The sequence below is a fragment of the Micromonospora sp. AB353 genome (assembly GCF_049538395.1).
Classification (GTDB): domain Bacteria; phylum Actinomycetota; class Actinomycetes; order Mycobacteriales; family Micromonosporaceae; genus Micromonospora; species Micromonospora aurantiaca.
Genome location: NZ_JBMVFV010000045.1, coordinates 26,070 through 45,500, shown reverse-complemented (window position 1 = coordinate 45,500; position 19,431 = coordinate 26,070). Strand labels below are relative to the sequence as shown.

20 protein-coding genes are annotated in these 19,431 nt (G+C 72.2%); 10 read left to right on the top strand and 10 right to left on the bottom strand.

The window, feature by feature from the left end; genetic code table 11:
* Nucleotides 1-40 precede the first annotated feature (40 nt).
* A complete protein-coding gene (locus ACPCK6_RS19065) occupies nucleotides 41-748 on the bottom strand; it encodes an NAD(P)-dependent oxidoreductase (protein ID WP_423481791.1) in 708 nt (235 codons plus the stop codon).
* Between the two features lie 77 nt (nucleotides 749-825).
* Here ACPCK6_RS19065 and ACPCK6_RS19060 point away from each other — a divergent pair, with 77 nt between their 5' ends.
* Together ACPCK6_RS19060 and ACPCK6_RS19055 are read left to right on the top strand one after the other, a co-directional pair.
* Complete coding sequence (locus ACPCK6_RS19060) at nucleotides 826-1,017, top strand: winged helix-turn-helix transcriptional regulator (protein ID WP_423481789.1); 192 nt, start codon at nucleotides 826-828, stop codon at nucleotides 1,015-1,017.
* A 108-nt stretch (nucleotides 1,018-1,125) separates the two neighbouring features.
* Nucleotides 1,126-1,674 carry a YciI family protein gene (locus ACPCK6_RS19055; RefSeq protein ID WP_423481788.1) on the top strand — a complete coding sequence of 183 codons (549 nt, stop codon included), beginning with the start codon at nucleotides 1,126-1,128 and terminating at the stop codon, nucleotides 1,672-1,674.
* A gap of 4 nt (nucleotides 1,675-1,678) precedes the next feature.
* Here ACPCK6_RS19055 and ACPCK6_RS19050 read toward each other — a convergent pair whose 3' ends face one another.
* Complete coding sequence (locus tag ACPCK6_RS19050) at nucleotides 1,679-1,816, bottom strand: hypothetical protein (RefSeq protein WP_423481787.1); 138 nt, start codon at nucleotides 1,814-1,816, stop codon at nucleotides 1,679-1,681.
* A gap of 87 nt (nucleotides 1,817-1,903) precedes the next feature.
* Between ACPCK6_RS19050 and ACPCK6_RS19045 the strand changes: the two genes are divergently transcribed.
* Nucleotides 1,904-2,614 (top strand): hypothetical protein, encoded by a 711-nt coding sequence (locus tag ACPCK6_RS19045; RefSeq protein ID WP_423481786.1) that lies wholly within the window; start codon nucleotides 1,904-1,906, stop codon nucleotides 2,612-2,614.
* 83 nt (nucleotides 2,615-2,697) lie between these two features.
* Here ACPCK6_RS19045 and ACPCK6_RS19040 read toward each other — a convergent pair whose 3' ends face one another.
* The 4 genes from ACPCK6_RS19040 to ACPCK6_RS19025 all read right to left on the bottom strand — a co-directional run bounded on the left by ACPCK6_RS19040 (nucleotide 2,698) and on the right by ACPCK6_RS19025 (nucleotide 4,633).
* Nucleotides 2,698-3,051, bottom strand: a complete 354-nt coding sequence (locus tag ACPCK6_RS19040; RefSeq protein WP_423481785.1) for a CPCC family cysteine-rich protein — start codon at nucleotides 3,049-3,051, stop codon at nucleotides 2,698-2,700.
* Nucleotides 3,052-3,098: 47 nt separating this feature from the next.
* Entirely contained in the window at nucleotides 3,099-3,353 is a 255-nt protein-coding gene (locus tag ACPCK6_RS19035; RefSeq protein WP_013288724.1) for a Smr/MutS family protein, read from the bottom strand.
* A 59-nt stretch (nucleotides 3,354-3,412) separates the two neighbouring features.
* A complete protein-coding gene (locus ACPCK6_RS19030; protein ID WP_018787684.1) occupies nucleotides 3,413-3,775 on the bottom strand; it encodes a tetratricopeptide repeat protein in 363 nt (120 codons plus the stop codon).
* Nucleotides 3,776-3,862: 87 nt separating this feature from the next.
* Nucleotides 3,863-4,633: an ROK family protein gene (locus ACPCK6_RS19025; protein ID WP_423481784.1), complete on the bottom strand. Its 771-nt coding sequence runs from the start codon at nucleotides 4,631-4,633 to the stop codon at nucleotides 3,863-3,865.
* 85 nt (nucleotides 4,634-4,718) lie between these two features.
* On the opposite strand from ACPCK6_RS19025, the gene ACPCK6_RS19020 reads away from it, so the two are divergent.
* The 3 genes from ACPCK6_RS19020 (at nucleotide 4,719) to ACPCK6_RS19010 (ending at nucleotide 7,774) form a co-directional block, all read left to right on the top strand.
* Complete coding sequence (locus ACPCK6_RS19020; RefSeq protein ID WP_423481783.1) at nucleotides 4,719-6,356, top strand: ABC-F family ATP-binding cassette domain-containing protein; 1,638 nt, start codon at nucleotides 4,719-4,721, stop codon at nucleotides 6,354-6,356.
* A 38-nt stretch (nucleotides 6,357-6,394) separates the two neighbouring features.
* Nucleotides 6,395-6,712, top strand: a complete 318-nt coding sequence (locus ACPCK6_RS19015; RefSeq protein WP_013288728.1) for a hypothetical protein — start codon at nucleotides 6,395-6,397, stop codon at nucleotides 6,710-6,712.
* Nucleotides 6,713-7,048: 336 nt separating this feature from the next.
* Complete coding sequence (locus ACPCK6_RS19010) at nucleotides 7,049-7,774, top strand: methyltransferase domain-containing protein (protein WP_423481782.1); 726 nt, start codon at nucleotides 7,049-7,051, stop codon at nucleotides 7,772-7,774.
* 125 nt (nucleotides 7,775-7,899) lie between these two features.
* Here the strand turns inward: ACPCK6_RS19010 and ACPCK6_RS19005 are convergent, their stop codons facing one another.
* Nucleotides 7,900-8,898, bottom strand: a complete 999-nt coding sequence (locus ACPCK6_RS19005) for a LacI family DNA-binding transcriptional regulator (RefSeq protein ID WP_423481781.1) — start codon at nucleotides 8,896-8,898, stop codon at nucleotides 7,900-7,902.
* Nucleotides 8,899-9,048: 150 nt separating this feature from the next.
* Here ACPCK6_RS19005 and arfA point away from each other — a divergent pair, with 150 nt between their 5' ends.
* On the top strand, nucleotides 9,049-10,566 hold the full coding sequence (gene arfA / locus ACPCK6_RS19000) for an arabinosylfuranosidase ArfA (protein ID WP_423481780.1): 1,518 nt from the start codon (nucleotides 9,049-9,051) through the stop codon (nucleotides 10,564-10,566).
* 91 nt (nucleotides 10,567-10,657) lie between these two features.
* Here arfA and ACPCK6_RS18995 read toward each other — a convergent pair whose 3' ends face one another.
* A complete protein-coding gene (locus ACPCK6_RS18995) occupies nucleotides 10,658-12,151 on the bottom strand; it encodes an amino acid permease (protein WP_396881041.1) in 1,494 nt (497 codons plus the stop codon).
* Nucleotides 12,152-12,424: 273 nt separating this feature from the next.
* Here ACPCK6_RS18995 and ACPCK6_RS18990 point away from each other — a divergent pair, with 273 nt between their 5' ends.
* Entirely contained in the window at nucleotides 12,425-14,089 is a 1,665-nt protein-coding gene (locus tag ACPCK6_RS18990; protein ID WP_423481779.1) for a glycoside hydrolase family 10-like protein, read from the top strand.
* A 159-nt stretch (nucleotides 14,090-14,248) separates the two neighbouring features.
* Nucleotides 14,249-14,791 carry a phospholipase gene (locus tag ACPCK6_RS18985; protein WP_262013160.1) on the top strand — a complete coding sequence of 181 codons (543 nt, stop codon included), beginning with the start codon at nucleotides 14,249-14,251 and terminating at the stop codon, nucleotides 14,789-14,791.
* A 118-nt stretch (nucleotides 14,792-14,909) separates the two neighbouring features.
* Here ACPCK6_RS18985 and ACPCK6_RS18980 read toward each other — a convergent pair whose 3' ends face one another.
* Both ACPCK6_RS18980 and ACPCK6_RS18975 read right to left on the bottom strand, forming a co-directional pair.
* The gene (locus ACPCK6_RS18980; protein WP_396881039.1) at nucleotides 14,910-17,726 is read right to left on the bottom strand and encodes an ATP-binding protein; all 2,817 of its coding nucleotides are present in this window, start codon (nucleotides 17,724-17,726) and stop codon (nucleotides 14,910-14,912) included.
* A 155-nt stretch (nucleotides 17,727-17,881) separates the two neighbouring features.
* Complete coding sequence (locus tag ACPCK6_RS18975) at nucleotides 17,882-18,097, bottom strand: FmdB family zinc ribbon protein (RefSeq protein WP_318335801.1); 216 nt, start codon at nucleotides 18,095-18,097, stop codon at nucleotides 17,882-17,884.
* A gap of 38 nt (nucleotides 18,098-18,135) precedes the next feature.
* On the opposite strand from ACPCK6_RS18975, the gene ACPCK6_RS18970 reads away from it, so the two are divergent.
* On the top strand, nucleotides 18,136-19,371 hold the full coding sequence (locus ACPCK6_RS18970; protein WP_423481778.1) for a lytic transglycosylase domain-containing protein: 1,236 nt from the start codon (nucleotides 18,136-18,138) through the stop codon (nucleotides 19,369-19,371).
* Nucleotides 19,372-19,431 lie beyond the last annotated feature (60 nt).

The window sequence follows — 19,431 nt, the reverse complement described above, 5'->3', positions numbered from 1 at the left end:
GCTCTTCCGATCTCCGCCACTTCGGCGTACTGGCTGTGGGTCAGCGCCGCCCCAGCACCTCGGCGATCCGCAGGAAACCGTCCGCGCCGTGGCCCAGCCCGACGGCCCGGCGGGCCATGCCCTCGGCCGCACGCATCACCCCGGCGTCGATGCCGTGCGCCTCGGACGTGTGGACGATGTGCGCCATGGACGACACGGCGGAGGTGATCGGGTTGCCGTCGCCGGGGAAGCTGCCCGTGTCCATCTCCGCCGCGCCCTCCTCGAAGATGGGCGGCAGGATCGCGGCGATACCGGTGGCGAACGGCGCGAGTTCCCGAGCCGTCACGCCCTCCGCCTTTGCGACCGCCAGCGCGTGCGCGTAACCCGCCATCGCGGTCCAGAAGACGTCGAGCAGCGCGATGTCGTACGCCGCCGCGCGCCCGATCTCCTCGCCGAGGTGCGTGTGGGTGCCGCCCAGCGCGTCGAGCACCGGCTGGTGCTCCTGGTAGAGGCCGGCCGGACCGCTGTAGATGAGCACCGCTTCGGGGGTGCCGATGGTGGTGGTCGGCGTCATGATCGCGCCGTCCAGATACCGAATGCCGTAGTCGGCCGCCCACCGCGCGGTGTCGCGGGCCCGGTCCGGGGTGTCGGCCGTCAGGCTGACGACCGTGCGCCCCTCGAGCGCGGCGGTCACCGCATCGCGTCGCAGGATCGCGTCCGACGCATCGGAGTTCACCACGCAGACCACAGTCAACCCGCTCGCGGCGATCGCCTCCTCGGCGGTCCGGGCGCTCGTCGCGCCGCCCCGGAGAGCCGCGCCGGCAGCTTCCGGGCCTCACCGAGAAGGTGCTGACTCAGGCGCTACGGGAGATGGAGGGCGACGGGCTGGTGCACCGGGAGGCGTACGAGGTGCTGCCGTTGAAGACCGAGTACTCGCTCACCACTGTCGGCCGCGACCTGGCCGAGGCGCTGGCTCCCCTCTCCGACTGGGGCCACCGCCGCCTGGACAAACTCGCCGAAGCCCGTACCGCCTCCTGACCTGCCCTTTTCCGCCTCCACCCACAACCAGGTTCGTCGTGGACGCGCACGCCGGCAAGTACCCACAAAAAGTGGCTACGCCTGTTGATCGACCGCGAGACTCGGGTCATGGAATTCTTCTGCTACCACCGCGATCGGCTCGGCTCGGCGCCTCTGCGCCAGAAGCTGATCGAGGAGCACTGGGCCTACATGGACGGGTACGCGGAGCAGATGATCGCTCGCGGACCGACCCTCGCCGACGACGGCTCGCCGACCGGCAGCGTGCACATCCTGGGCCTGCCCGGCCCCGCCGCCGCCCGGGCGTTCGCCTTCGACGAGCCCAACTACCAGGCCGGCGCGTACCGGGACGTGATGCTGCGGCGGTGGCGGAACATGCTGGGCCGCACCATGTGGGAGTTCACCGGGGGCCGGAGGGGCGGCAACCGCTACCTGGTGCTCGGCCTCGGCCCGGAGCAGGGTGCCGGCCCGGTGCTGCCGCAGCGGCAGGATGAGCTGATCGCGTACGGACCGTTGCTGTCCGACGACGGCGTGAGGTGGCTCGGTACGGCGGCGCTGGTGCGGGCGGTCGACTCGGACGAGGCGCGGGCGGTGCTGGCCGCCGACCGGTACGCCGAGCTGGAGGTGCAGAACTGGACGTTCGGCGGCCGCCCGGCGTAACCGGCTACTCGTGGTCTCCCCACCGCAGCAGCCACTCGTCACTTAGGGATGCGACGACCAGATGGGCCCCGTTGATCGCGACGAGGTTCCGGCCGATGACCTGACGCCGCACCGCTTCGGCGGGCTGGAGCGAATCACGCACGGCCACCTCCGGCGGTATCGGTGCGGCGAAGGCGGTTCGCCGACTGGGACACGCCGCCACGTATCCACAGGTGGCTAGGCTGGCGACATGCCAAGCGATCCGGAGTGTGCGCGGCAGGCGCTGGCGATGTGGGACGGTTTCCCCGTTCACCGCGAGCCGCGTCCGATCGTGCTGACAGCGATGGGCATCAGGGCGCTCGACCGACTCATGGTGGACACGCAGTGGCGGTCGTTGTTCGACGCCCCCGGCGTCCCGGAGTCCGAGTTGCCGCCGGAGATCGCGCCGGCCGCCGTCGACTACTGCCGTGACGTGCAGAGCGGGGCGCAGAGGCCGCTGGCGAACATCATCCGGGCTAACGGACCGTTCGCCACCGACCGGGGCACTCGCGAACTCCCGGCATGGATGATGCACCCCGACGACCGGCGGTGGCCCTTCATCGCTCTGGACCCGGACTTCGAACGTCGGATGACGTGGCGGCCACCCGGCGTAGGAGCCGCTCATCACGAGGAGGCCGTGCTCGCGCACGATGGGCGCACCCTGACGTTCCGGTTCGTCGGAACGCCCGCGCAATACGCCGACTACCCCGACGCAGTGGTGTTCGAGACGGACACGGCGGTGCTCGTCGAGCCGGTGGAGGTCGCCCGCGACGGGAACGGCTATCGGCTGGACTACGCCGAGGAGCGCGAGGTGGTGGTGCGCCTGGCCGCTCCGCTCGGCAACCGGGTCCTGATCGGCGTCGGGCACGGTCCCGGAACAACCACCTTCGGCCTCCCCATAACGGTGCTCACCGCGGCCTGACCGGGGTGAGCACCGTTATGGCGCCACCATCCCAGAGCGCCTCAGCGCTGGACGGGAGCGACCGGCTGTGCCGTCCGAGCACGTCAATCCGTCTCGGGCGTTGATCGACGGCGTCTGCGCTCCCAACGGGCTCGTCGCTCGGCATAGGCACGACGGGCATCCGTCAGACTGAGCGCGCCGTTGGGGCCGCCCCGCACCGTGTCAGCGTCCTCGTCGTCCTGCCCGTCGTCCTCCCAACCGCAGGCGAAGCAGATCTCGAACTGACCTCGCCCTTTGAGCGTCGGGTGCCGGCAGCAGGGACACGCGTAGGGTTCACCACCCGCTTCAGCCACCACAGAACGCTGGTTCAACCCCTCGACGTACTGCTCAAACCACCTGGTGCGACGCGCCAGTTCCTCTGCGGACGGCCCTTCCTGCTCGCCGGCATGCTCGTCCATCCTCTGCACCGCGCGTTGTCGATCGGTGAGAAGTGACCGGGATACCGCTACTTCCAGCGGAAGTGGACGAACAGGCGGCCGAAGTTCTTCGAGTCCTTCTCGACCCGGTGGTAGAGCTGCTTCACGTCCTTCTGGTCGAGGAACCGCAGCACCTTCTTCTTCAGCGCGCCCGACCCCTTACCCGGGATGATCTCCACGAGCGTGGCCTTCTTCGCCACCGCCTCGTCCATGATCCCGCGCAGCGCACGATCGATGTCGTGGCCCTTGTTGTAGATGTCGTGGAGATCGAGCTTGAGCTTCACGGTCCCATCCTAGGTACGCGGAAGGGCAGCCCGCCCGGGCTGCCCTTCCGCGTCATCGGTCAACGACCGACCTTGCCCTCCACCCGGCGCAGCGCGGTGGCGTAGTCGGTGTTCGTCGAGTACATCGCGGCCGCGATGCGCAGGTGCCGCAGCGCGTCCACGGGCCGGTTCATCCGCTCCAGCGTGCGGCCGAGCACGTGGTGCGCGTAGTGGTCGCTCGGGTCGCGGTCGACCAGCTCGCGCAGCTGCTCCTCGGCCCGGTTGAGCTGGGCCGACTGGAAGTACGCGCGGGCCAGCAACTGCCGGACCGAGGAGTTGTCCGGCTCCGCCTCGATGATCGGTTCGAGCAGCCGGGCCGCCCCGGTCGGGTCACCCGCTTCGAAGAACATGGTCGCCCGCCGGTACTCCGCCAGAAGATCCACTCGACCCACCTCCTCGTGTCGCGCCAGGCCCTAGGTCCGACGCTGGCACAACACCGGCGGAACCGCGAGTGTTCCTGCGGTCGAAGATCAGGTGGTCGGGTCGTACCGGCCGCCGATCAGGTCCCAGGCCCGGACACCACCGACGATTCCAGCAGTGTTCGGGACGATCACCACGTCGTCGCCCATCCGGGCCACCTGCTCGGGCCGGATCAGCCGGGAGTTGCCGCCGCCGAGATACAGCCGGTCCCAGCGGAACACCGGCCGCAGGCCGTCCACCACCTGCCGGATCCGCCGCGACCAGAACGCGTCGCCGAGCCGCCGCCGTTCCGGCTCCCCCACGTACGTGTCGTACGTGGTGTTCCACCGCACCGGCGCGTGCGACAGCTCCAGGTGCGGCGCCAGCACCCCGCCGTCGAACAGCGCGCTGCCCAGCCCGGTGCCGAGCGTCAGCACCAGCTCGCAGCCGGTCCCGGCGACCACGCCCGCGCCGTGCACCTCGGCGTCGTTCAGCACCAGCGCCGGCACGCCGAACGCCTCGGCCAGCGCGGTTCGCGCGTCGTACCCGGACCACTCGGCCAGCAACTCGGGGTCGACGCGGCTGCGCGGCCCGGAGCGGGTCACATAGTGCGGCGTCGCCACCACGACGCCGTGCCGGATCATGCCGGGCATGCCGACGGTGAGCCGGTCCGCCGTGGGCAGGCGGGCGCCGAGATCCAGCAGCGTCTTGACGAACAAGGCCGGCGGCAACGGGTACGGCGTGGGCACGCGCATCGGCCGCGCGCGCATGGTTCCGGCGGCATCCAGTACGGAGGCCTTGATCCCGCCGCCACCACAGTCGATCGCCAGTGTGGTCACCACGGCTGTGAGTCTCCCTCAGACCGGTGCCGCCGTGAGCGCGGGTCACGGTAATCCGGATGCGCCCGCCGGTAGGCTCGGTCACCTGATGAGCGCCACGTTGATCGCCAAGGACCTCACCGCCGGCCACGGTGACCGCCTCCTCTTCGAAGACCTCGACCTGGTCGTCGCACCCGGCGACGTGGTGGGGCTGGTCGGGGTCAACGGCGCGGGCAAGTCCACGCTGCTGCGTACCCTCGCCGGTCTGGTCCCCCGCGAGCAGGGCTCGGTCTCGCTCAGCCCGCCCACGGCGACCGTCGGCTACCTGCCGCAGGAGCCGGAGCGCCGGCCCGGCGAGACGGTCCGCGAGTTCCTGGCCCGGCGCACCGGGGTGAGCGCCGCGCAGGCCGCGCTTGACGCCGCCACCGAGGCGCTCACCGCCGGGGCGGCGGGCGCCGACGACGCGTACGCGAATGCTCTGGAACGTTGGCTCGACCTCGGCGGCGCGGATCTGGACGAACGGGCCGCGCAGGTCGCCGCGGAGCTGGGTCTCGACGTCGGCCTCGACCATCCGATGACCGGCCTGTCCGGCGGGCAGGCCGCCCGCGCCGGGCTCGCGTCGCTGCTGCTCAGCCGGTACGACGTCTTCCTGCTCGACGAGCCGACGAACGACCTCGACCTGGCCGGGCTGGACCGGCTGGAACGCTTCGTCACCGGGCTGCGCGCCGGGACCGTGGTGGTCAGCCACGACCGCGAGTTCCTCACCCGCACCGTCACCCGGATCGTCGAGCTGGACCTGCACCAGCGGCAGGTCAACCACTACGGCGGTGGCTACGCGGCCTATCTGGAGGAGCGGGAGGTGGCGCGCCGCCACGCCCGCGAGGAGTACGAGGAGTACGCCGACACGAAGGCCGACCTGGAGGCGCGCGCCCGCACCCAGCGGGCGTGGATGGAGAAGGGCGTCAAGAACGCCCGCCGCAAGGCCACCGACAACGACAAGATCGGCCGCAAGTACCGCGCCGAGTCGACCGAGAAGCAGGCCGCGAAGGCCAAGCAGACCGCCCGGCTGATCGAGCGGCTGGAGGTGGTCGAGGAGCCGCGCAAGGAGTGGGAGCTGCGGATGGAGATCGCCGCCGCGCCCCGCGCCGGCGCCGTCGTGGCCTCACTGCGAGGAGCGGTGGTACGCCGTGGCGGCTTCACGCTCGGCCCGGTGGACCTGCAGATCGACTGGGCCGACCGGGTGGCGATCACCGGGGCGAACGGCTCCGGCAAGAGCACCCTGCTCGCCGCGCTGCTCGGGCGGCTGCCACTGGACGAGGGACACGCCGCGCTCGGCCCCGGTGTGGTGGTCGGCGAGGTCGACCAGGCCCGGGGACTGTTCCTCGGCGACCAGCCGCTGCTCGACGCGTTCGGCGCCGCCGTAACCGATCTGGCCCCGGCGGACGTGCGGACGCTGCTGGCGAAGTTCGGGCTGCGCGCCGACCACGTGCTGCGGCCGGCGGCGACGCTGTCCCCCGGCGAGCGGACCCGGGCCGCGCTGGCCCTGCTCCAGGGGCGGGGCGTCAACCTGCTGGTGCTCGACGAGCCGACGAACCACCTCGACCTGGCCGCGATCGAGCAGTTGGAGTCGGCGCTGGCGAGCTACCCGGGCACGCTGCTGCTGGTGACCCACGACCGGCGGATGCTCGACGCGGTGAGCGTGAACCGGCGGCTGCGCGTCGCGGACGGACGGATCGCCGAACACTGATCCGTGCCGACCGGCGCGCGCGGGTCCACAATGAGCGCATGCTCAAGTGGGAGTACGCGCTGCTGGTCCGCCGCCGCCAGGCCGCCGCCACCGACGCCGGGTGGGAGGTCGTCTTCATCTGGTACGGCCCGGACGGCTCCATGATCGACGTGACGCCGTACGGCGACACCGCGCTGGCCCACCTGAACCGGGCCGGGGACCAGGGCTGGGAACTGGTCGCGATGAGCGAGGATCCGTCGTTGCCGGGCAACAACGAGCTGCACCGCTACCACCTCAAGCGCCCGAAGGCAGCCGCCGCCCAGCCGCGCCAGCGCATGCGAGGCTCCCGAACAGTCCGCCGAACCCTCTCCCCCTGACCGCCCTCGCCCCCGCCTGTTCCCTGTTCCCCTGTTCCCGTTGATCTTGCAGTTGCCCCCCGGTGCCCCTTTTGCGAGCTTGGTCCGGGCCGCAAGCGCAAGATCAACGGCGGCGGGGCGCGGGAGCCGGCATCGGCGCGCACACCCCCGACCGCCGCCCAGGTGATCAAGGAGTTTGCGTCAACGTCGCGCTCACAACAGGACACGAACTCCTTGATCATCGAGGACTGCGACCTCGGGCACCCTGCTTGATCAACGTGTGACGGGGGCGGTGCCGGTGGGTGGGTGGGGGCATATCGGGGCGAATCGGGGGTAACGGGCCGCCGGAGGTGGCGCATGGTGGCGATGGGGCAGACCGCGCTCTCGGGTGAGCGACTCCGGCAGACCGACGGCTTCCTCGCCGAGGCGTGGGCCGACATGGTCCGGCACGACGAGCGGCTTCGCGGAACCGCGGTCGAGGTGCGCTTCGACCGGGGAGTCGCGCACCTGACCGGCGAGGTCGCCGACCAGGAACAGCTACGGCTGACACGGGAGCTGATCGGCCGGCTGTCCGGCGTACTCGGGGTCTGGTGCCGGGTGACAGTGGCCGGGCGGGCGCCGGTCGTGGTCGACCTGGGCTGCGGCGCGACCAAGCAGTGGCCGGGCAACCTCGGGCTGGACATCTATCCGGCGCCGGGCGTCAACGCGGTCGCCAACCTGGCCGGCTCGCTGCCGCTGCGCGACGACTCGGTGGACGTGTTCTTCGCGGTACACATCGTCGAGCATCTGATCGACTTCCTGCCGCTGTTCGACGAGTGCCACCGGGTGCTGCGGCCGGGTGGGGTGCTGCACGTGATGAGCCCCTGGTGGCGGCACGTCAACGCGGTGGCCGACCCGACGCACGTACGCCTGCTCGACGTGCAGACGTTCAAGGGCATCTGCGGTCAGCGCCCACCCGGTACGCCGCGCTGGTACCCGCTGCACGTCGGCTGCGACGGCGCCTCGATCTTCGCCGACCTGACCCCCCTGCCACCGGACGCCCCCGCCCCCGCCCCCTCCCACCTGGCCCGCTTCTTCGACTGAGCCCGCGCCGACCGCCCCAGGCCCCACCCCGTCGATCATGAAGTTGACGGCACTCAAGGAGATCGACTTCGCCGTCAACTTCATGATCGACGGGGCCGACCTGAAGGGGGACGGCCAGAAGAGGGCTAGGCGGACTCGCGCAGGGCCACGTGGTGGGGGGCCACCAGCTCGCGCGGTGGGGCGTCGCGGTCTGGGCCCAGGCGGCCCGCCAGCAGCTCGACCGCCAGGCGGGCGATGCGCTCCTTGTCGGGGGCGACTGTGGTCAGCGTCGGGATCGAGAAGCGGCCGTCCTCGATGTCGTCGAAGCCGGCCACCGCGACGTCCTCCGGCACGCGCAGGCCCATCTCGTGCAGGGCACGCAACGCGCCGAGCGCGAGCGTGTCGTTGAAGCAGAAGACGGCGTCGGGGCGTACCCCCGTGGTGAGCAGGTGCCGCATGGCGGCGGCGCCGTCCGCGCGGTGCCAGGCCGGCGCGGGCGCCACCAGGCGCTCGTCGTAGGCGATGCCGGCCTCGGTCAGCGCGGCGGTGTAGCCGGACAGGCGGAGCCGGGCACTGGCGCCCTCGGGGGTGCACTGGGAGCCGATCGCGGCGATCCGGCGGCGGCCGAGCCCGATCAGGTGAGCGGTGATCTCGCGGGCGGCGACCACGTTGTCGATCATGACGTGGTCGACAGAGCCGTGGTCGACGCGTTCGCCGAGCAGCACCATGGGCAGGCCGGCCAGCGCGGCGAGGTCGTCGGCGGTGAGCGCGAGCGGGCTCAGGATCAGGCCGTCGATCATGTGGTCGCCGATCCCGCTGGCGGCCTTGCGCTCCTGCTCGGAGCGGCCACCGGTCTGGTCGATGAGCACCGTCCAGCCGTGGTCGGCTGCGGCGGTGACGACGTGCCGGGCCAGCTCGGCGAAGTAGGGGATGTCCAGTTCGGGTACGGCCAGCGCGATCACCCCGGTGCGCCCCTTGCGCAGGTTGCGGGCCGACAGGTTGGGCCGGTAGTTGAGCGCGGCGATGGCCTCCTCGACGCGGGCCCGGGTGTCGGCGCGCACGTGCTGGTAGCCGTTGACGACGTTGGAGACGGTCTTCACCGACACTCCGGCGCGCTCCGCGACGTCCTTGAGCCTGTGCCGCACTGCACTTCCTTCCGGTGAACGCTGGCCGCACTGTACCGCGCCACGACGACGCGACTGCCTCTTTACACGGGCGCTTACAACGTTGTAGAAACCACTGACAGCGAAGTGACAGCGGTCACCCGCACCAGCAGCGAGGGAGAGGTTGGCATCGTGCCGAACGCGCAGCTCACGATCGATCCGGCGTTCCGGGTCGCGCCGGCGGACCGCCGGATCTTCGGTTCCTTCGTCGAGCACATGGGCCGCTGCGTCTACGGCGGGGTGTACGAACCGGGCCACCCCACAGCCGATCGGCGAGGGCTGCGGCGCGACGTGCTGGACCTGACCCGTGAGCTGGGCGTCTCCGTGGTCCGCTACCCGGGCGGCAACTTCGTCTCCAGCTACCGCTGGGAGGACGGCATCGGCCCGGTCGGTGACCGCCCGCGCCGGCTCGACCTGGCCTGGAAGACCGTCGAGACAAACGAGTTCGGGCTCGACGAGTTCATGACCTGGGCGGCCGAGGCCGGGATCGAGCCGATGATGGCGGTCAACCTCGGCACCCGCGGCGTGACCGAGGCGCTCGACCTGCTGGAGTACACCAACCACCCGGGCGGCACCCAGATGTCCGACCTGCGCCGCAAGCACGGCGCCGAGCAGCCGTACGGGGTGCGGCTGTGGTGCCTCGGCAACGAGATGGACGGACCGTGGCAGGTCGGGCACAAGACCGCCGACGAGTACGGCCGGCTCGCCGCCGAGACCGCCCGCGCGATGAAGATGATCGACCCGTCGATCAGCCTGGTCGCCTGCGGAAGCTCCGGCCGGGGCATGCCCACGTTCGCCGCGTGGGAGGCGACGGTGCTGGAGCACACCTACGAGCACGTCGACTACATCTCCGCCCACACCTACTACGACCCCTCCGACGGCGACCGGGCCAGCCTGCTCGCCTCCGCCGTCGACATGGACGCCTTCATCACCGAGGTCGTCGCCACCGCCGACTACGTGGGCGCCAAGCTGCGGCAGAAGCGCAAGCTGAAGATCTCCTTCGACGAGTGGAACGTCTGGTACCAGTCCCGCCTCCAGTCCGATCTGGACCGGCGAGGCTGGGTCGAGGCGCCGGCGCTGATCGAGGACGACTACACGGCCGTCGACGCGGTGGTGGTGGGCGACCTGCTGATCACCCTGCTCCGGCACGCCGACCGCATCGGCGTGGCGTGCCAGGCGCAGCTCGCCAACGTGATCGCCCCGATCCGTACCCGCAACGGCGGTCCGGCCTGGCGGCAGAGCATCTTCCACCCGTTCGCACTGACCGCCCGGTACGCCCGCGGCACCGTGCTGCGGACCGAGCCCACCGGCCCCACCTACGAGACCCGGCGGTACGGCGAAGTGCCCGCGCTGGACACCGTCGCCGTGCACGACGAGGAGACCGGCGCGCTGGCCGTCTTCGCGGTCAACCGCAGCCCGCAGGACGTCCCGCTCGACCTGGACCTGCGCGGCCTGCCCGGCCTGCCCGGCCTGCGGGCCGAGGCGCACACCACCGTGGCGGCCGGAACCGACCCGGACGCCACGAACACCGAGGCGGACCCCGAGCGGGTCACACCCCGGGACCTCACCACTCCCGCTGTCGACGGCGGCCGGATCTCCGTGCTGCTGCCGGCCACCTCCTGGAACCTGCTGCGCTTCGTGCCGGCGTAAGGAAGGGCCCCTTGTTAACGCCTCCGGTAGTAGAAGGGCCCCTTCTTAACGCCAGGCGTTAAGAAGGGGCCCTTCCTTCGGGGGGCCCGCATCAGGGGGTGGGGGCGGGCTCGGGGGTGTCCGAGTGCTCGCGCCGGGCGAGCCGGTTCTTGCGGTGGCCGTACCCGAAGTAGATGACCGCGCCGATCAGCATCCAGGCGAGGAACCGCAGCCAGGTCTCCACCGACAGGTTCAGGCTCAGGTAGAGACACGCCACGGCGGTGACGATCGGCAGCACCGGCGAGAACGGCACCTTGAACGGCCGCTCCAGGTCGGGACGGCGCTTGCGCAGGATCGGCACCGCGATCGCGACCAGCGTGAACGCGCAGAGCGCGCCGATGCTGACCAGGTCGGCCAGCGCCGACAGCGGCAGGAAACCGGCGAGCAGCGCCACCGCCACCGTCATGATCCCGGCGATCCGGTACGGCGTGCCCCAGCGCGGATGCACCTTCGCGATGGCGGGTGGAATGAGCCCGTCGCGGGCGATGGCGAAGCCGATCCGGCCCATGGCCACCAGGTCCACCAGGATCACGCTGGTGAGCCCGGCGACGGCGGCGATGGAGACGAGCACCGCGGCCCAGCCGGCGCCGACCGCCCGGAACGCGGACGCGATCGGCGCGCCCTCGTCGATCTCGGTGTACTTGACCATGCCCACCACGACCAGCGAGACGCCGATGTAGAGCACAGTGGAGATGAGCAGCGTGCCGAGCAGACCCAGCGGCAGATCCCGCTTGGGCTTGCGGGTCTCCTCACCCAGGTTCGCCACGGCCTCGAACCCGGTGTACGCGAAGAACACCACTGCGGCGGCGGTGAGCACTCCGACGAAGCCGAAGACGGAGGGTTCCAGCCCGAAGATGGCCTGGGTCACCGGTTGCTTGACGCCGTCGTCCCCGGCCCCGGCCGGCTCGGCGGACGGGATGAACGGGCTGAGGTTGGCCGCCTTGACGAAGAACAGCCCGGCGATGATGACGAAGGCACAGATCGCCACCTTGACCAGCACCAGCAGGTTGGTGACCCGGGCCGACTCGCGGATGCCGACGATGGCGACCACGCCGAGCACCAGCACGATGCCGATCGCGCCGAGGTTGACGACGCTGCCCTCCTCGGCGAACCAGGCGCTGGGCAGGCCGAACAGGTCGGCGAGGTAGCCGGACCAGCCGCGGGCCACCACCGCCGCGCCGAGCGCGAACTCCAGCAGCAGGTCCCAGCCGATGATCCAGGCGACGATCTCGCCCATCGTCGCGTACGCGTAGGTGTAGGCGCTGCCGGCGGTCGGCACGCTGCTGGCGAGTTCGGCGTAGCAGAGCGCGGCGAGCAGCGCGACCAGGCCGGCGATGCCGAACGAGATCACCACGCCCGGCCCGGCGCTGTTGCGCGCCTCGACACCGGTGAGGGTGAAGATGCCGGTGCCGATCACGATGCCGATGCCGAAGCCCATCAGGTCGACCGCGCCGAGCCGGCGCCGCAGTCCCGGCTTGCCGTCCTCGCCGTCGGCGTCGCCCTGGGCGAGCACGTCCCGGATCGGCTTGGTACGCAGGACCGACATCTGATCACCTCCCCCGCCGTGTGGCCGCCACGGTGGCGGTCCGTGACCGGGCAAGCTACCCAGCCGTTTTCCGCTCCAATCCCGCACCGCGGGTATCGGAATCGTCACGATCCGGCCGATCGGACGAAGCCGGACATCGATCGGCCGTCAGGGTCTTGCGCCGGACACGGATAGATGAAAGTTTTCTACCGGTGGCATGGGTGACACGGCGAATCTTGCCGTGACGTCTCGCCGCCGACCGTCCCCCCGGACCCGACGAAGGGACCGCACCGCATGAAGGCAACTCGGCTCGGAGCCGCCGCGCTGGCCGCGGCGCTGCTCGGCACGCTGGTCGCCGGCACGCCGGCGCAGGCCGCCCCCGGCGCCACCGGCACGACCACTTCCCCCTCCACCGACTGCGTCACCGACCCGGCCACCCCCAAGCGCCAGTTCCGGGCCATGTGGATCGCCTCGGTGACGAACATCGACTGGCCCAGCAAGGACTCCTGGACCGCGCCGGACCAGGTGGCCAAGCAGAAGGCCGAATACCTGGCCTGGCTCGACCTGGCCCGGAAGCTCAACCACAACGCCGTCGTGGTCCAGGTCCGCCCGACCGCTGACGCGTTCTGGCCCTCGCCGTACGAGCCGTGGTCGGAGTACCTGACCGGCGTACGCGGCAAGAACCCCGGCTGGGATCCGCTGGCCTTCCTGGTCGACGAGTCGCACAAGCGCAACCTGGAGTTCCACGCCTGGTTCAACCCGTACCGCGTCTCCATGCCCGCCCCCGGCGGCGCCGGCGCCGACCTGTCGCAACTGGCCCCGGACAGCCCGGCCCGCCAGCACCCCGACTGGGTCTTCGCCTACCCGCCCGCCGGCGTCGCCGGCAGCCGGCTCTACTACAACCCCGGCGTCCCCGAGGTCCGCGAGTTCGTCCAGACCGCGATGATGGACGCGGTCAAGCGGTACGACATCGACGGCGTGCACTTCGACGACTACTTCTACCCGTACCCGAGCGGCACCCACCAGGTGCCCGACGACGCCACGTTCGCGGCGTACAACAGGGGCTTCACCGACAAGGCCGACTGGCGGCGGGACAACATCAACCTGCTGATCCAGGAGATGAACGCCAAGATCAAGGCAGTCAAGCCGTATGTGAAGTTCGGCGTCAGCCCGTTCGGCATCTGGCGCAACGCGTCGGCCGACCCGAACGGCTCGGACACCACCGGCTCGCAGTCGTACGACATCATCTCCGCCGACTCCCGCAAGTGGGTCAAGGAGGAGTGGATCGACTACATCGTGCCGCAGCTCTACTGGTACATCGGCCAGTACCCGGCCGCCGACTACGCCCGGCTGGTGCCGTGGTGGGCCGAGCAGGTGCGCGGCACGCGCGTCCAGCTCTACATCGGCCAGGCCGACTACAAGAGCGGTGACCCGGCGTACGGGTCGTTCTGGATGAACCCGCAGGAGCTGTCGAACCACCTGACGCTCAACCGGTCGTACCCGGAGGTGCTCGGCAACGTGCACTTCTCCGCGGTGCAGGTGCGGGCGAACCGGCTCGGCGCCACCGACATCTACGCCGCCGAGCACTACTCCCGCCCGGCGCTGGTGCCCACCATGACGCACCTGCCGCGCAAGCCGCTGCTGTTCCCGGTGGTCACCAAGGCCCAGCGGGAGTCGGACGGGGTACGCCTGAGCTGGCGTCAGCCGGCCGACGGCAAGGGCCCGCTCGGCACCGCCGCGTCGTACGCGATCTACCGGTTCGACGGGCACGGCCTGGCCGGGCGCTGCGACTTCGCGGACGCCTCGCACCTGGTCGGCACCGTCCGGGCCACCGACGGCGCCGTGCAGTCCTGGGTGGACACGACGGCGGCGGACGGCGCCCGGTACACGTACTACGTGACCGCGCTGGACCGGCTGGCGAACGAGAGCCCGGCGAGCCCGCCGCGCTTCGTCCGCTGATTCACCCCGGATGCCCCCGGGCCGCTCGCCGGCCCGGGGGCATTCGTCTGTTCAGGCGGATGTCAGCGAGCCGTTCCCCGAGGCATCGCCCCAGCTCACCCATTTGATCGACACTTGTCGACATCCGGAGATCCCGGCCACCACCCCCCGGAGGTTCCCGTGTCCCGTCGACTCGCCACCACCCTCGCCGCCGGCGCACTCGCCCTGCTCACGCTGCTCGGCCTGGCCACACCGGCCGCCGCCGCGGTGAGCACCCAGCAGAAGCTGTCCGTCCTGACCAGTTGGACGCAGACCAGCGCGTCCAGCTACAACGCCTGGAACAGCGCCCGGCAGAACCGGGCGCCCTGGACCGAGTACGGCTTCGACTGGTCCACCGACTACTGCTCGTCCAGCCCGGACAACCCGATCGGGTTCAACTTCAAGCTCTCCTGCTACCGGCACGACTTCGGCTACCGCAACCACAAGGCGATGGGCGTCTTCTCGTCCAGCAAGTCCCGCCTGGACAGCGCCTTCTACGCGGATCTGAAGCGGGTCTGCGCCACGTACAACGCGGTGGTCCGGCCCGCCTGCTACAGCCTCGCCTGGACGTACTACCAGGCGGTGAGCGTCTTCGGCTCGGTCGCCGCGGTGTCGCAGGCCGACCTCGACCGCGCCGCCCGGATGAAGGCCGACGCCCAGCGCCGCGCCGCCGCGCCCGCCTGACGCACCGCACGGGGAGTCCGCCACCCGGCGGGCTCCCCGCCGCGCTCAGCCGGCCGACCCGCCGCGCTCAGCCGGTCGACCCGCCGCGCCCGGCCGCCGGCCCGCACGCCCGGCCGGCTCAGCCCGCTGTGCTGCGTGGCTCGAACGCCGGCCACGAGCCCGGCGTCTGCGTGCCGAACCGGGGCGAGTCGGCCGCCAGGTCCGGATGCTCGACGTGCAGCGCCAGCGCCGCCACCTCGTCCAGCCGCAGCCCCGTCCCGGCGCCGTATGCGGCGTCGAACGCCTCGTCGCCGAGCACCCGCCGCAGTTCCGCCTGCCGGGCCGACCAGTACGGGCCGTATATCCCCGGCGTGGCCCGCAGGTTCGCCCGGGTGGCCTGCGCCGCCCCGAACAGCCGGGCCGCCGCCAGCGCGTCCCCGGCGAGCGCACAGCGCACCGCTATCGCGTTTATCGTGTCGCAGGCCCGGCCCAGGTAGCCGTGGCTCATCCGGGACCGCAACGCCACCAGCAGGTGCTCGTGCGCGGCGACCAGATCACCCCGGGCCAGGGCCACCATGCCGAGCAGCATGTCCACCGACCGGCCGCCCCGCTCGGCCGGCCGGGCCGCCTCGACCGGGCGGGCCGCGGCGAGCAGGTCGGCCGCCTCGTCCAGCGCGCCCCGGCGCCAGAGCAGCTCGGCGAGGTTGTAGACGGCCAGCAGCGCGTCCCCCACCACGTCCTGCGCGTACGCCCAGTCGATCACCTCGCGGCAGATCCGCTCCGCCTCGGCGAACTGCCCCATGTCGACGAGCGGCGCCGCGCGCCCGGCCAGCACCCGGGCCAGCAGCCCCCGGTCGCCGGACTGCCGGGCGGCCGCCTCGGCCCGTTGCGAGTACCGCAGTTCCTCGCCGAACTCGCCGTCCGCGCCCGCGTGCAGCGAGTGCATGTGGTACGCGGCCGCCAGCTCGGCGTCCGGCATCGGCTCGCCGGTCTCGGCGAGCCGGCCGTAGAGCCGGAACAGCCAGAGCCGCCCCTCCCGGGCCAGCCCGCGCTCCCGCCACCACTGATCCAGGTCACCCGCCAGCGACAGCCCCGACCGGGCACTGCCGCCGGTGGCGCACCAGCGCAACGCGGCCCGCAGTTCGTTCGCCAGCGGGTCGAGCGCGTACAGGGACAGCGTCACCGGGCGGCCGTCCGGGCCCAGGTGCGCCCGGTCCAGCGCGTGCCGGCACCAGGCGACGTGCCGGTCCCGGGCGCTCTGTTCCTCGCCGGCCTCGACCAGCCGCCGGGCCGCGTACGCGCGGATCGGGTCGAGCATCCGGTAGGTGCTGCCGGAGGCGTGCGGCTCGGCCAGCACCATCGACTTGTCCACCAGCACCGAGAGCGGGTCGAGCGGGTCCTCGTCGAGCAGCCACTGCACGGTCGGCAGGTCCACCGGGCCGGCGAACACCGCCATCCAGCGCAGCAGCCGCGCCGAGCGCGCGCCGAGCGTCCGGTACGACCAGGTCACAGTGGCCTGGATGGTCAGGTGCCGCTCGCTCGCCGACCGCTGCACCGCCCGGGTCGCCGGGGTGGGCGGTGCGGCGCCGGTGGCGGCGGCCACCAGGTCCACAGTGTCCTGCTGGTTGCCGCTCCAGCCCGCCTCCACGGGTGGCGGTTCCGCCGTCTCCCGCCCGGCGTCGAGCGTGCCCAGCATGTCGTCCAGCCGCTCGGCCAGTTGCCCGGCCGAGAGCACCCGCAGCCGGGCGGCGGCAAGCTCTATGGCCAGCGGCAACCCGTCCAGGCGGCGTACCACCCGGTGCAGGTCGGCCTGCTCGGCCGGCTCCGGCGCTCGCCCGCCCCGCGCCACGGCGGTACGGTCCAGCAGCAGTGCCACCGCGTCGCTCGCCCCGCCGTCGGGGCCCTCGTCCACCGACAGTGGCGGTATCCGCCACACCACCTCGCCGGGCACGCCGAACGACTCCCGGCTGGTCGCCAGCACCCGCACACCCCGGCCACCAGCGAGCAGCCGGCCGATCACCTCGGCCGACGCGGCGGTCTGGGCGTCGCAGGTGTCGAGCAGCACGAGCATCCGGCGCGGTGCCGCGTACTCCACGAGGGTGTCGACCATCGGCCGGCCGGGCTCCGGGCGGAGGCCGAGCACGGCGGCGATCTCGAACGCCACCAGCCCCGGGTCGGTCACCGCGGCGATGTCGACGAACCAGACGCCGTCCGGGTAGTCCTCGACGAGTCCGGAGGCCAGCTCCACCGCCAGCCGGGTCTTGCCGGCGCCGCCCGCGCCGAGCACCGTCACCAGCCGGTACGCCTCGACCAGCCGTCCCAGCTCGGCGCGCTCGGCCTGCCGGCCGACGAACGAGGTGACCTGGGTGGGCAGGTTGTGCGCTGTCGCGTCGGCGGTACGGGGACGCGGGAACCGCCGCTCCAACCCGGGCGCGACGAGTTGGAACAGCCGCTCCCGGTCGTCGAAGCCGCGCAGCCGGTGCAGTCCGAGGTCCAGCAGGGACACCCCGTCCGGCAGCGGGTCGGCGTGCCGGGCGGTGGCGGCCGAGCAGAGCACCTGCCCACCGTGCGCGGCGGCAGCCACCCGGGCGGCCCGGTGCACCTCGGGGCTGGCGTACTCGCCGTCGCGGGGCTCGGCGTAGCCGGTGTGCAGTCCCATCCGTACCCGGGGGGTGGCGTCCGGGTTGGGCCACTCGTGCCCGGCGAGCGCGCGCTGCGCGGTCAGGCAGGCGCGGACCGCGGCGGCGGCGTCGGGGAACGCGAGGAAGAACGAGTCCCCCTCGGTCAGCAGCTCGGCCCCGTCGGTGCCGGCCAGGGTGTCGCGCAGGAGCCGCCGGTGCTCGTGCAGGACCGGGCGGTAGACCGGGCCGAGCATCCGGGCCAGCCGCGTCGAGCCCTCGATGTCGGTGAACACGAAGGTCACCCACCCGCTGGGGAGGTGGTGTCCTTGCGACATACGTCGAACCTCCGCCCGGTGACGTCGGGTTCATGCTGCCCTATGGTCGTGCCGTCACGCATCGTGAGAACGGCTGGGCAGATTCCGCCCCAAGGTGCCAAAAGATCACACCGGCGGCAAGACCCCGATCGACCCGCGGGACGGAAGGCGGAAAGTCAGCAGCCGCAGGAGCCGCCGCAGCAACCACCGCCGCTGGGAATCCCACCACTCGGGGCGGAGCCGCCGCGTCCGGTGACGGCCACCGTGGACAGCAGTTTCACCGTGTCGGCGTGGCCCTGCGGGCAGGTGGCCGGCTGCGCGGCCTCGGCCATCGGACGGCTGACCTCGAAGGTGTCGCCGCAGGCGCGGCAACGGAACTCGTACCGGGGCATGTCCCAAGCGTACGGCCGGGCCTGACGTCGTCACCCGGATGGGTGATACTCGACGGGTGGTGGACGGCGAACGGCGAGCGACGGCCCGGCCCCTGCGACCCGCCGCGCCACCCGACGGCGGCACCCCGGCCGTCCCGCGGCCCCGCCGATCCGGCGCCGAGCCGGTCGAGAAGCCGCAGATCAAGCCGGACGCCGAGCCCGACGCGGACGCCGAGCCCGCCGGGAAGCCGCAGCCCGAGCCGGCGGTGAAGGCGGACGGCGAACCCGGGACGGGCGGAGACGAGCAGCCGGATTCCGCACCGGAGACGAAGGCCGAGGCGGCGGCCGAGAACGGCGGGCGGCGTCGGCGGATGCCGTTCGCGCACGCCGTCCGGACGCGCCCGAGGCAGCTCACCGTCGGTGCGGCCCGGGCCACCCGTGCCTGGTCCCGGCGGCCCGGCGGGCGCACCACGATGCCCGCGCTGTTCCTGCTCGCCCTGGTCGCCGCCGCCACCACCGCCGGTGCGGTGGTCGTGCCGGCAGCGGTCGGCCGGCCGGAGACGGTCGCCGAGGCCACGCCGTCGCAGAGCGTGCCGCAGACCGCCGCGGCGCCCGCCACGCCGCCGTTGCCGGAACTGACCGGCCTGCCCGGCACCGCCGCGCCCACCGGCACACCGCTGCCCGGTGCGACCACCGCCCCGGTGCTGCCCGCCGGGCGCCCGGCCGACGCGCTCACCGGCTGGGCGCAGCGGGTCGGCGCGGTGACCGGCGTCCCCGTGGTGGCGCTCCAGGCGTACGCGTACGCCGAACTGGTACTCGCCCAGACCAACCGTGGGTGCCAGCTGAGCTGGACCACGCTGGCCGCCATCGGGTACGTCGAGTCGCGCCACGGCGCCGCAAACGGCGCCACGCTGCAGGCCGACGGCCGGGCCCTGCCGGAGATCAAGGGAGAGCCGCTCGACGGGCAGGGCGGCCGGTCCAGAATCCTCGACACCGACCAGGGGCTGCTCGACGGCGACCGGGTCCACGACCGGGCGCTCGGCCCGATGCAGTTCATCCCGACCACCTGGCAGGAGATCGGCGCGGACGCCGACGGCGACGGGGTGAAGAACCCGCACGACATCGACGACGCGGCGCTGGCCGCCGGGCTCTACCTGTGCAAGGGCGGCCGGAACATGACCATCCCGGGTGACTGGTGGGGCGCCATCCTGTCCTACAACGATGTGCGTCGGTACGCCCAGGCCGTCTTCGACAAGGCCGACGAGTACGGCAGGCTCAGCCGCAACGTGAGGTGACGGCTCGCGTACATTCGCGGACTGAACCCTTCCCCCCGGCTGCCGTTGACGGCAAGCTAG

Excerpts from the sequence above, each read along its gene's own strand:
- ACPCK6_RS18975 (WP_318335801.1), bottom strand. The coding sequence starts at position 18,097 with ATGCCCCGGTACGAGTTCCGTTGCCGCGCCTGCGGCGACACCTTCGAG.
- ACPCK6_RS19045 (WP_423481786.1), top strand. The coding sequence starts at position 1,904 with ATGCCAAGCGATCCGGAGTGTGCGCGGCAGGCGCTGGCGATGTGGGAC.
- ACPCK6_RS19010 (WP_423481782.1), top strand. The coding sequence starts at position 7,049 with ATGGTGGCGATGGGGCAGACCGCGCTCTCGGGTGAGCGACTCCGGCAG.
- ACPCK6_RS18970 (WP_423481778.1), top strand. The coding sequence starts at position 18,136 with ATGGGTGATACTCGACGGGTGGTGGACGGCGAACGGCGAGCGACGGCC.
- ACPCK6_RS19040 (WP_423481785.1), bottom strand. The coding sequence starts at position 3,051 with ATGGACGAGCATGCCGGCGAGCAGGAAGGGCCGTCCGCAGAGGAACTG.
- ACPCK6_RS18995 (WP_396881041.1), bottom strand. The coding sequence starts at position 12,151 with ATGTCGGTCCTGCGTACCAAGCCGATCCGGGACGTGCTCGCCCAGGGC.
- ACPCK6_RS19015 (WP_013288728.1), top strand. The coding sequence starts at position 6,395 with ATGCTCAAGTGGGAGTACGCGCTGCTGGTCCGCCGCCGCCAGGCCGCC.
- ACPCK6_RS19020 (WP_423481783.1), top strand. The coding sequence starts at position 4,719 with ATGAGCGCCACGTTGATCGCCAAGGACCTCACCGCCGGCCACGGTGAC.
- ACPCK6_RS18990 (WP_423481779.1), top strand. The coding sequence starts at position 12,425 with ATGAAGGCAACTCGGCTCGGAGCCGCCGCGCTGGCCGCGGCGCTGCTC.
- ACPCK6_RS19055 (WP_423481788.1), top strand. The coding sequence starts at position 1,126 with ATGGAATTCTTCTGCTACCACCGCGATCGGCTCGGCTCGGCGCCTCTG.
- ACPCK6_RS18980 (WP_396881039.1), bottom strand. The coding sequence starts at position 17,726 with ATGTCGCAAGGACACCACCTCCCCAGCGGGTGGGTGACCTTCGTGTTC.